The following is a 10,794-nucleotide window of genomic DNA, read 5'->3' as shown; positions in this document are numbered from 1 at the left end:
ATTGGGTGGAGGTACGCAACCCAACACCGTAGGTTGGGTGAAACTCCGTGAAACCCAACACCGTAGGTTGGGTGGAGGTACGCAACCCAACACCGTAGGTTGGGTGGAGGTACGCAACCCAACACCGTAGGTTGGATGGAGTTACGCAACTCTGAGTGTTAGATTAACCGATAAACAATTGACCCATCACTCTCACGATTATCTATGGTAATTAACTGCTGTTTCATCATTTCTTCTAAGGTTTCGCGAACTTGTTGAGAACTTAAACTGGTTTCTATTACACAATCAGCCAGGGTGACTTCTCTGTTTCTTTTAATAAGTTTTAGCAGCTTAAGTTCAACATTATTGTCTGAGGGAAGATTGGCTGAATTATTCTGCTTTAAACCGCCATTCAGTTTTTTGGCTTGATTAACAGCACGGACATTTTCAATAGTAGCACCCACAACATACAAACCTCTTACTAAGTCAAAAAATTCATCATCATCTTCCAACATGGAGCCAAAAACCATTATCAAAACAACTATTCCAAATCCTTTAAATAAGGCTTTATAACGTCCGGTATAAATATAGCCAATCGGCAGAAAGAAAAAGGTCAATAATCCCGTAGTCCAAGCATTTTTCTTAGCCAATTTGCTAATTCTTTCAGCATCTTGTGAGTCACTCATAATCAATTCCTCAATTTCAGATGATATAGTAGTAGGTTGGGTGAAACTCCGTGAAACCCAACACCGTCAATTGGGTGGAGTAGTAGGTTGGGTGAAACTCCGTGAAACCCAACACCGTCAATTGGGTGGAGGTACGCAACCCAACACCTCCTCAATTTCAGATGATATGGTTAGGGGGTAGGAAGGGGACTAAGCGATCGCTAAGCGACCACTAAGCGACCACTAAGCGATCGCATATTTTTAACTCTCTCAGGAAATCAAAAGAACCTGATCCAAATAAATATAACAGATCCTGAGCGCGGGTCATCGCTACATAAAGTTCCCGACGACCCTCTGCTTTTGAACCCACACCAAACTGCTGCACCCACGGGATAATTACAGCTTTGAACTCTAAACCCAGGGCGGATTTACCCGTAACCACCCTGACACCAGGATGACTAGAACAGTAGTTATTTTTGTGGTCATTTTTATTATCATTAACCCAAAAAACTCCCATGCCAATATGGTCTAGGGTTTCAATTAGATGCTCAAAAGGTTGACGCTCATTTTCTGACTTATAGCGGTAAATAACAGCAATTTCATGAGGTTTATATCCCTCATTTACCAACTTCTTAATAGTGTCAATCACACCATTAATTTCATCCATACGGTTTTGTTTGATATGAAGCTGTGGCATATTACCATGTCTAACTGCTGCCAAGGGTTCTACTACAGGAAAAGCCTCGTCTTCCAGTTCATCATCTTCTGATGAATATAGATCACGAACCATATCCCATGCTAACTGTAATATTTCCTCAGTATTGCGATAGTTTTGGGTAAGTTTTCGCATCCTCCCCTGTGCTTTCACTCCCACAGATTTCCAGGTAAACTTACGTCGGCGATAAATACTCTGGGAACGGTCGGATACAATTACTAAATCGCCATCTTCTGGGTCTTTGAGAGCGGCGGTACAGCATTCAAACCACTTGGGATGGAAAGTATGACCTTCATCTATTAAGATGGCATCCCACCTGTCATCACTGGGCATTTTTTGCAGTGCATTTAACAGCCTAGTACCCATTTCATAGTCGTATATATCTCTGTCTTGAAAATGTTTAGGATTTGGTAGACCTCCTAGGACTGATTTTGCCCAAGCATGGAAGTGCATAACTTGAATGCGTTGGCGATATAAAAGGTTATAGTCTTCTTTGATGAGCGATCGCAAATAAGATGCCAGAGTAATATTATAGCAGAGAATTAAGACTTTGGTATCTGTCCAACCTCCCGCTAAAATTTTGGCGCGGCTGAGAAGAATCAACGTTTTACCACTACCTGCTACTCCCGAAAATAGTCGATGACCGGAATTCAAAGAACGTGCCAATTGTTCCTGGCGATAATCGAGAGTTGTCAGAATAATAGCATCCGGCTTCACCAGTTTACCTGGCGGGACACTGCTAGATTTAGCTGGTTCCTGTCTAACCTGAGCTTCCGGGTGAATTACCCCTCGAATAGTATTAATTTGGTCATCTTCTAAATCAGGAAATTTAAATCGCACCGTAAACATGGCTTCCAGGCGTTTAATCAATGCCCTTTCTCCGATTTCTTGCCATGTCATCAGTTCATCTTTGTAGCAGACCTGTGGCTTTTCTAGTAAGGTATAAATATGATTTTCCCGCGCCTGTGCTTCTGTGATATTAGTCATCACTGCACCGACACCGATAGGACATACCAACTTCCCTTGATAATCTCCATCATCTTCGCACAGGATAGAATAGCCTTTAAGTTTATTAAGGAGAGCATCTAGGTAGCCTTTCGCCTGTCTCAGAGGAGACTGACAATGCTCTAATTGGCCGTCTTGTTCAATATGAAAGAAGTAACTATCTGCTTTGTGGATTTGTTTAACCGACCAACCCTTAACTTCTAGTATCAGTAAACCGAAGCTGGGACTAAGGATAATAAAATCGGGGTAAAATCCGCTGGTAATGGGTTCATAGTAAACAAAGAAGTCGTCAGGTAGTTCATCCCGCAACAAGCGGAACAGCATTTTTTCTCCTTTGCTGGCTTTCGATGGAATTGAATCAGGGATGATTAATGCCATGGTTGATGAGCTAATAGACCAGAATAGCAGCCTTGAGCTTTTGAGTAAATTTGCTTGTCGCCGCACTGATAAACTCAGTATAAAGCAATTCCTACGATTTCACAATGGGTTTACTTAACTTCATGATTGAGTGTTCGTCAGTGTCAGTAATTTAACGGATTAACTACTAACAGCTACCATGGGGAGCCTTTTATCCCCCAGAGAAATGACAGGAGGTTGTTTGGTGAATGTTCTCCGTGAGGCGGTTACATCTGCGATTAAGCAGGAGAATGGGGAGTAAAATTGTAAGTGTCAATTATAAAGAATAGTTTGTTCTCTTGGCGATCGCATCTGAGAGGGAGGGTGGTTAAATAGATAGAATTGACACTCCCCTGATTGGGGTGTGGCACATTCCTCAATAGTGAGGAATGTTAAGCCAAGTTTTCACGGATTAAGAAAGATCGACAATATTTGCCCACTTAGCAAATGACGGGGGAAAGAAATTGACCTCATAGCCTGAATCTTCCCATTCTTTGACCCACAGAGGGATTTTACCCCCATCAGGAGTTGAAGCAAATAGCCGAGCTTTGGTCTCCACGATATAAAATATCTGTTTGAGAGTATCTCCCTTGTCTAAGGCATCACTCAGGACTTCGTCTAACTCCGGGGGGACTCGCTTAACCCTTGTTTTGTCATCTTCGACCCAAACCAGTTTTAAAGATTTGAGGTCGCGCGGACCCAGGTTACTTTTAAAATAAACCCGTTTAAGGGTAGCCACGGGAGCTAAACTTCTTTCTATCCGTCGTATTTGCTGGAGTCTCAGAAAGTGCCATTCTGCTAAACGTAGTCTTTCTTTCGGTGAAATAACTCCTTTACTGGTGGCGTGTTTAAGACCATATCTAGCTTGGGAACATCCGAGGTTAGCCAGCAGATGGATTAACTCTCGTTCTTTGGGTGTGGCTTGTCGCCTCACTAAATTATGGGTCGGTTGCCGTCTTGTTTTAGTATCCATCTCAATTGGTTCTCTGCTGACGATAATAAAATCTGGGTAAAACTATTCAGTTGTCAGTAAGACCGGATTAACTTTGGTGTGTTGAAATCCATATTTCCCATGATGGCGATCGCTCCTAGCTTTTGACAGTGTATCAGTACGGGGGTACGAGATTAATTTTTCAGCCCGAGTCACTTAGCTACCACAGAGAAATAGGATCTTGATTTGGGGGAGTTGGACAGGAACAAAACCAAGCGTGGCGGGGATTTTTCCGGTTAATGGTCTATAAAACAGTTATCCCACTTTCAGAAAAAGCGGGTGATTGCAATAGACCCCTTGAAATCTCCGAAACCGACCTGTAATAATGAATACAGACTCGCAAACCTTGATTGGTCGGTAACACGAATCGGGCTTGTCCGTAGTGTCCGTGAGTTGTCCACTCGGATCCGACTTGATTCCCCTAGTTCAGGGATTGGGACGGATAGGAAATCTACCAAAGTTATCGGAAAGTTCGTCGATCATTAGGGTGTTTTTTTCATCAGGGTGCATTTCCTTTACTCAAAATATCTATCATCATTCTACCTCAGTCTGAGAGGGTTGATCTCATGGTTCGAGGCGATTAGTTTCGATGATCCAATGTTCTCACCGGAATGCTTTTGGCTTCCGGTGCGTTTTTTTGTGTCGATTTGGGTTGCTGGGGGTTTCTTTACAAAATCTTTACAATAGGGGGCTTGACCCCTCATAGCAAAAAGGCTATATTGTGTTATGTAGATGCACCCTGATGGTAGAGAGAGCTGCTCAAGCAGTTCTCTCTTTTTTTTTGTCCCGTTTCCTGGACCGTGAGACAATACTCGTCTGGTAGGCTCAAATCTGGCGGTAAATATGGGAAAGCGAGTTCATCTCTGGGAAAGTTTGGTTAAGCACGATCGCATTAATTTGGTATTACTCCTGGTCTGGTGCGCGATCGCCTTAATTTTGCGTCTGATCAACTTAGACGCTAAACCAATCTGGAGTGATGAATTCGCGACTCTAGCCTTTAGTCTGGGTCATGGTTTCCATAGAGTCCCGTTGGATACAGCGATCGCTCCAGAATTACTGCTGTTTCCCCTACAGTTGGGGGATAATATGGCGATCGCTTCGGTTCCCGAAAGGCTATTTATTGAAAGTAACCATCCCCCCATTTACTTTATGTTGACCCATCTCTGGGTTCACTGGTGGGGAACTCCTGGGGATTTAGTCTCCATTCATATAGCCAGATCCCTTAGTGTTCTGTTTGGGGTCGCTACGGTTCCCGCTATATTTGGCTTGGGGTGGCTATGTTTTAGATCTGTACTCGTCGGACATCTGGCGGCGGGGTTGATGGCCGTTTCACCATTTGGGGTATATTTAGCCCAAGAAGCACGACACTACACTTTGGCAATGTTTTTGGCGATCGCCTCTTTCGCCTGTCTCACCGTTGCTGTTGAACGTCTCAAAGCACAAATCTCCCTCCCGGTCTGGCTAATTTTGGCGACTGTCATAGTTAATAGCCTAGGAATGGCCGTCCATTTCTTTTTTATCTTCCTGCTGATAGCGCAAGGGTTAATCGTTTTCGCATTTTGGATTCAGGATATCCGCTACGATCCTCTACGGTTTCCCAAGCTGAAACTCTGGAAAGGGTTTTATGCGATCGCATTAGGTACAGCTATAGGTGTCTTGGTATGGTTGCCGATTTTTCTGAAAATTTCCACCGGAGATAGCCAGTTAATTGCTTGGACTTCACCGAGTCGGAATCATTTTATTGATCCGATTTTTCGGCTGGTGGCTTGGGTGATTACTATGGTGATTATGTTACCCGTCGAAAAGCAACCTTTGCCGATTATTATAGTTTCTAGTGCCGTCGCTTTGCTAGTTTTATGCCTGTTAGGAAAAGTCTTAATTGATGGTTGGCACTTTGCCAGTCATAGGGAAAGAAAACTAATCAAATTTTGGCTAGGCTTTACTTTGGTGATTATGGCGATATTTATCGCGATCGCTTGGGCGATTGGTTTGGATTTAACCCTAGCAGCGCGATATCAGTTTATCTATTTTCCCGTGGTTTTACTCATCCTAGCCGCCGGGTTAGCTAAAAGTTGGGAGTTGCCCGGAAAATCTCAATGGCGACGATATGCGATCGCTTTTATCGGTTTCATGTCTTTATTGGGTGGGTTGATGGTCGTGTATAACTTAGCTTACCAAAAACCCGATCGCTCCGAACTTGTGGCTGAGGAAATATCCGCTTATTTAAGGTCAGATATTCCCACCTTAATTGCTACAGTTCATAAAAGCCATGAACAAACCGGGGAAATGATGAGCATTGCTGGGGAACTCAAAAATTTAGGGGTCCGGGAAAAATCGCCTTTCTTTCTGCTGGCACATCGCCATAATCGTGATTCTTCCACCGCTACTAATACTTTAGTGACCACCCTTAATCAATGGCCGCAACCCATGAATTTATGGCTGATTAATTTTGCCGCTGAATTTGACCATTCCGGGTCTAATTGTGAGCGAGAATTGGGGATAAAATCTCGGGTTCCTGGTTATTTCTTGCGGATGTATCGCTGTGGGTATAATGAGAGTTTATGAGCGTAAATTTCCACCGTATATATACTGATGATGTCGCGCTTTTGTGGCTATGCTCAATAATCTTCCTAAATCGGGTAATTGTGAATTGGCAATTGTGCTTTAATTTCCCTATCGGGTTTGCATCAGGGTGACAATTACAGATACTATGGTTATTTAATAACATAAGTTACAAAGACATGAAAGCAATTACTCTTCTCGGTTCTACGGGTTCTATCGGTACTCAAACTCTGGATATTGTTGCTCATCACCCCGATAAGTTTAAAATTGTGGGATTAGCCACAGGTAGTAATGTGACTCTCCTGGCGCAACAGGTGCGACAGTTTCGGCCGGAAATTGTCGCTATTTGTGACCAGAAGAAGTTGTGGGAATTGCGGGAGGCGATCGCCGATCTTGACCCCCAACCTATTATAGAAGCGGGAGAGTCTGGTATAGTCGAGGTTGCCCGCTATGGAGACTCCGAAGCTGTCGTGACTGGTATTGTTGGCTGTGCGGGATTATTGCCAACAATTGCAGCCATTCAAGCCGGTAAGGATATCGCCCTGGCTAATAAGGAAACTCTCATCGCCGGGGGACCTGTCGTCAATCCTATGATTGAGAAATATGGCGTTAAATTGTTACCCGCTGACTCCGAACATTCCGCTATTTTTCAGTGTCTGCAAGGGGTTCTGGCTGGGGGTTTACGACGGATTATTCTCACCGCTTCTGGGGGCGCTTTTCGTGATTGGCCTGTGGAAAGGCTAACCGAGGTGACAGTGGCTGATGCAACTACACATCCTAATTGGTCCATGGGGCGTAAAATTACCGTTGATTCCGCTACCATGATGAATAAGGGTCTCGAGGTGATTGAGGCTCATTTTCTCTTTGGTTTGGATTATGATCAAATTGATATTGTCATTCATCCCCAGAGTATTATTCACTCTTTGATTGAGTTGCAGGATACTTCTGTGTTGGCGCAGTTGGGTTGGCCGGATATGCGTTTACCCCTATTATATGCTCTATCTTGGCCTGAAAGAATTTATACAGATTGGGAACAGTTGGATTTGGTCAAAGCTGGTAATTTGACTTTTAAAGCACCAGATAATCAAAAATATCCTTGTATGCAGTTAGCATACGCAGCCGGACGGTCTGGGGGGTCTATGCCAGCCGTGTTAAATGCCGCTAATGAACAGGCTGTGGCTTTGTTTTTAGATGAAAAGATTAGCTTTTTGGATATTCCCAAGGTCATTGAAATGGTCTGCGCGCGCCATGAACAAGATAATTGTCAAAATCCGAGTTTGGATGATATCTTAGCCGCCGACCTATGGGCGCGTCAAGCAGTTATAGAGGCTAGTTCCAGGGTTCATCAAAAAACGGCGATCGCTTTGTAGTTGATTCTATCCCAGAAAAACCCGGTTTCTGTGTCCAGTAGGAACTAGAGAAACCGGGTCTTTTAGCTAATAATGGAGTGTTGCCCTAAGTAGTGACACCAGTTTCCGGTTCTGCTTCAGGGGTTGGGGGTTGGTAGGAATAGTATCCCGCTACTTCCTCATAAACCTTGATGTATTCCCGGGCTGAGTTTTCCCAGCTAAAGTTTTGGTGCATGGCTCGCTGTTGGAGTCGCCGCCAATGGTCTTTATAGCGGAAAGCCTCCGAAGCGCGAACCATAGAGGTAAAGAAGTCCAGAGGTTCGTAGCGGTCAAAACAGTAACCTGTGCCGCCTTCCCCTACTGGGTCGTTATGGGATACCGTATCGACTAAGCCTCCTGTACGCCGCACAATGGGAATACAGCCATAACGCATTGCTAACATTTGGCTAATTCCGCAAGGCTCAAAACGACTGGGCATAATTAAGGCATCCGCACCAGAATAAATCCGCCGTGATAGGGCATCATTAAACAGAATTTGGGTCGTCATTCTCCCCGGATAGCGGGATGCCATTTGCCACATTTGGGTTTCGTAATAGCGATCGCCTGTTCCCAGTAAAATAAATTGGGAATCAGTAAAGGACATAAACTGATCCATAATTTGAATTACTAGATCGAGTCCTTTTTGTTCCACCAGTCGTGTTACCATACCAATCAGGAAGGCACCGGAGTTAACTTCTAGTCCTAACTCTTCCTGAAGGGCAACTTTATTGGTTTTCCGTTTTTCCACGGTATCAGCATTAAAGTTTTCCACGATATAGCGATCGTTTTCCGGGTTATAAGACGACGTATCAATCCCATTAAGAATCCCCGACATTTTGCCACTTATATAGGAGAGCAAACCTTCCATGTTTTCCCCATAGCCAGCCGTTTGAATCTGACTAGCATAAGTGGGAGATACTGTAGTTACCCGGTCAGCAAATTGAACCGCTGCCGCCATGACATTATGACCTTCCATAAACCAAGGACACCAGGTAATCCGTTCCAAAAACCAGCGCCAAGGTCCTTGATAAGCTAAATTATGAATGGTAAAGATAGTACCTATATCAGGGGTTTCTTTCATCCATACGGGAATCATCCCGGTATGCCAATCATGACAGTGAACAATTTGGGGTTTCCAGTAATTCCAACAAAATTCAGCAGCCCCATTCGCAAATAGGGTGAACCGCCAATCCTCATCTTCTCCATAGTAAATCCGACGAGGCATAAACGAAGGATGTCCAAATAAATATAATGGAACATCAGTTTTGGGAAATGTCGTCTCAAAAACCGCAAATTTTTGATACATGGCGGTTCCCCACCATATAGGTTCCTTGGGTATTTTGATTTTGTCTGGTAAAAAGCCATAGTAGGGCATAAATACCCGGACATCATGGCCCATTGCCCGCAAGACCTGGGGCAAAGCACCCACGACATCCCCCATACCCCCGACTTTGGCCAGGGGTGCCGCTTCCGCCGCTACAAATAAAATTCGCATAATTGTATTTTGCGTTCCCTTAGATCGAGATGCGTAACGTGATCATACCGGAGGCCGTTGCAATATTTTTACATTTTTCCGAAAGTACCTAGAATGATCCCACCGGTCAGCCTAGAGCAAGAAGTGATCAACGTTCACACATGAATGCTCCGCCACCTGCGTTCCGCGAGGTGGGGGTGGGGACAAGGATTTATCCCTCGTGACAGGTGGCATTCTCACCGTGTTGCGGGAACTTTTGCCCGCATACACCCCTAAGTCGTTTCCGCTTCGGGCTAATGAATAGTTTTGCCCTGAGTCTGACGTTGATTAACCGACTACAGAGGACTTATAGGCCGCTTTACCTTTCTCAACCAATCGTGTCTCTGGGGAGTTCGGGTTCTATGCCCGCCCATTACCGTGCCAGTTGATTAGGGGTCGAGAGTGAAGTCACCTTCACCCCCTCCCATTCAGAACCGTGCATGAAAGTTTCCCTTCACACGGCTCCTAGTTTGATTGCTCCATTGTTATTGTTAAGGACACAGCATCGGCTTCATCTAGTGCCGTTTTATCATCATGACAGTGGCGGTGCAATAGTTGAAGATTCTTGTACTCCTCTTTACCACCTTGGCTTCGAGGTACTATGTGGTCTACTTCAACTAAATCTGATGGGGTAAAGTATTGCCCACACCAGGCGCACCTACCTTTTTGCTTTTTAAGTAGTTTTGCTACCCTTGTTGGTGTATCGATTGCCTGACCTTTCCTGGTTGCCCAATAAGTCCAATTTCCGTCGTATGGTGTTGCATCCGGGCGCACTAGGGTATGTCTGACAATTGGCGTCCAGCTATGCTTGTGGAGATGTAACCCATCTTTGGTTTGGAACATCCAACTTTCTTGTCTTTCTTTCCCATTACTGAGTTTAACTTTTCCAGGTCTGAAATAATTACTCAGTTTTTCGTAGTTTGCCTTTCCGCATCTTGAGACTGTCCATGCCCTTAACATTTGCCAAATTATGTGGTCTAGCTTAGAGAAGGTTTCTATTGAAACGACCCCTGAATAGTAATTTGACCATCCCCGTATTATCGGATTTAGCTTGCTAATCAAGGCTGATTGGGGTGCTGTCTTATGTTGTTTTATTACACCCTTAATCACTTCTATCTGGGCTTTACAGCCTTTACACAAAACACACAGTACGGTATAATGTATGGCTATTGTATAAGTTATCACAACCAACTACCATGAGCCGTTACTCTTTAGATTTTCGGAAAAAGATAGTAGAAGCCTATGAAAAAGGAGACACTTCTATCCGAAAAGTAGCGAAACGCTTTTTGGTGAGTCCAGACACGGTAAGGCGACTGGTCAAACAGTATCGATTAACGGGAGACTTATCTCCTCGTAAGTGTGGCACTAAAAAGAAAAGCATTTTATCTAAGCATGAGGAAGCCGTGATAGATATTGTAGAAGCCCACCCCGACCTGACCTTATGGCAATATAGTGATAAGCTCAGAGACAAGCTGGGCATAAATGTCAGTACGACCATGATAGATAGATTTTTAAAGCAGCACGATATAAGTCTCAAAAAAAAATATACAGGAGCGAAAAAGTAGTAACTGAAGAAGTAC

The 10,794-nt window shown here is 44.1% G+C and carries 7 protein-coding genes and 2 pseudogenes; 3 read left to right on the top strand and 6 right to left on the bottom strand.

Annotation, left to right across the window (positions count from 1 at the left end):
• Nucleotides 1-158: 158 nt before the first annotated feature.
• From P5683_RS19265 to P5683_RS19250, 4 genes are all read right to left on the bottom strand, one after another.
• Nucleotides 159-665: a hypothetical protein gene (locus tag P5683_RS19265; protein ID WP_006669227.1), complete on the bottom strand. Its 507-nt coding sequence runs from the start codon at nt 663-665 to the stop codon at nt 159-161.
• Between the two features lie 16 nt (nt 666-681).
• Entirely contained in the window at nt 682-804 is a 123-nt protein-coding gene (locus P5683_RS19260) for a hypothetical protein (RefSeq protein WP_315640909.1), read from the bottom strand.
• Nucleotides 805-876: 72 nt separating this feature from the next.
• Entirely contained in the window at nt 877-2,742 is a 1,866-nt protein-coding gene (locus tag P5683_RS19255; RefSeq protein WP_315640910.1) for a 3'-5' exonuclease, read from the bottom strand.
• A 430-nt stretch (nt 2,743-3,172) separates the two neighbouring features.
• A complete protein-coding gene (locus tag P5683_RS19250; RefSeq protein ID WP_006624135.1) occupies nt 3,173-3,733 on the bottom strand; it encodes a hypothetical protein in 561 nt (186 codons plus the stop codon).
• An 861-nt stretch (nt 3,734-4,594) separates the two neighbouring features.
• Between P5683_RS19250 and P5683_RS19245 the strand changes: the two genes are divergently transcribed.
• Both P5683_RS19245 and dxr read left to right on the top strand, forming a co-directional pair.
• The gene (locus P5683_RS19245) at nt 4,595-6,316 is read left to right on the top strand and encodes a hypothetical protein (RefSeq protein WP_006624137.1); all 1,722 of its coding nucleotides are present in this window, start codon (nt 4,595-4,597) and stop codon (nt 6,314-6,316) included.
• A gap of 176 nt (nt 6,317-6,492) precedes the next feature.
• Nucleotides 6,493-7,683, top strand: coding sequence for a 1-deoxy-D-xylulose-5-phosphate reductoisomerase (gene dxr / locus P5683_RS19240; protein WP_006624138.1), 1,191 nt, complete (start codon nt 6,493-6,495; stop codon nt 7,681-7,683).
• A gap of 85 nt (nt 7,684-7,768) precedes the next feature.
• On the opposite strand, the gene glgA is transcribed toward dxr, so the two are convergent.
• Entirely contained in the window at nt 7,769-9,196 is a 1,428-nt protein-coding gene (glgA, locus tag P5683_RS19235; RefSeq protein WP_006617251.1) for a glycogen synthase GlgA, read from the bottom strand.
• Nucleotides 9,197-9,679: 483 nt separating this feature from the next.
• Nucleotides 9,680-10,348 (bottom strand): annotated as a pseudogene (locus P5683_RS19230) (group II intron maturase-specific domain-containing protein); the annotation flags it as partial.
• Nucleotides 10,349-10,410: 62 nt separating this feature from the next.
• Between P5683_RS19230 and P5683_RS19225 the strand changes: the two are divergent.
• Nucleotides 10,411-10,794, top strand: a pseudogene (locus tag P5683_RS19225) (IS630-like element ISAtsp7 family transposase); the annotation flags it as partial.

It is taken from the genome of Limnospira sp. PMC 1279.21, from assembly GCF_032349615.1.
Taxonomy (GTDB): domain Bacteria; phylum Cyanobacteriota; class Cyanobacteriia; order Cyanobacteriales; family Microcoleaceae; genus Limnospira; species Limnospira fusiformis.
Note: the sequence above shows the minus strand (reverse complement) of the source record. Positions and strands in the feature narration are given on the sequence as shown.